Origin of the sequence: Polaribacter sp. 20A6 (assembly GCF_011378915.1) — a bacterium.
Classification (GTDB): domain Bacteria; phylum Bacteroidota; class Bacteroidia; order Flavobacteriales; family Flavobacteriaceae; genus Polaribacter; species Polaribacter sejongensis.
The window spans coordinates 1-670 of the sequence record NZ_WTPZ01000084.1; the positions used below are offsets into that span (position 1 = coordinate 1).

Consider the following 670-nt stretch of genomic DNA (forward strand, 5'->3'; position numbering starts at 1 on the left):
TCGCTGACTCGAAAGGGAATCTTGCTCTTAATGCCAAAGTGGTGCAGTCCTCCTTAGGACACCCACAGGGAGCTGCTGAACATGCAGTAGATGGAAACAGCAACTCCAATTACGGAAAGGGCTCATGTACTCACACTAAAGGGGAGTTTAACCCATGGTGGAGAGCTGACCTTGGAAACGTCTACAGTATAAGCAATGTTTCCATCACTAATCGTGCAGACTGTTGCAAAGAGCGAATCAGAGGAGCTCAGGTTCGCATTGGTAACAGTCTGGAGAACAACGGAAACAACAACCAGCTAGTTGCAACGGTTCTCGCTGTTCCTGATGGCACTGTAGAGTTTGCGTTTGAGCCTGTTAACGGCCAGTATGTCAACATATTTCTACCTGGGAATAATGAAATTCTTACACTGTGTGAAGTCGAGGTGTTTGCAGAAGAGGACAAACCATTGTACATCTGTGTTCCAAGGAATCTTGCTCTTGGAGGCGAAGCTGTTCAGTCCTCCACATACAGTGACTTGGCGGCTGCTCATAATGCTGTTGATGGTAACCGGGAGTCATTGTACAAGCTCGTGTTCGAGAGGCTGGTGGTGCTGGATTACGTCATCAGAAACACAGACAGAGGGAACGATAACTGGTTGATCAAGTATGAGAAGCCAGGCGATGGAGAGCT

At 47.8% G+C, this 670-nt stretch carries 1 protein-coding gene; it reads left to right on the forward strand.

The genetic code is table 11. The features are described from left to right. On the forward strand, nucleotides 1–670 hold a 670-nt coding region (locus GQS57_RS18480), incomplete at both ends, for a discoidin domain-containing protein (RefSeq protein ID WP_205860312.1).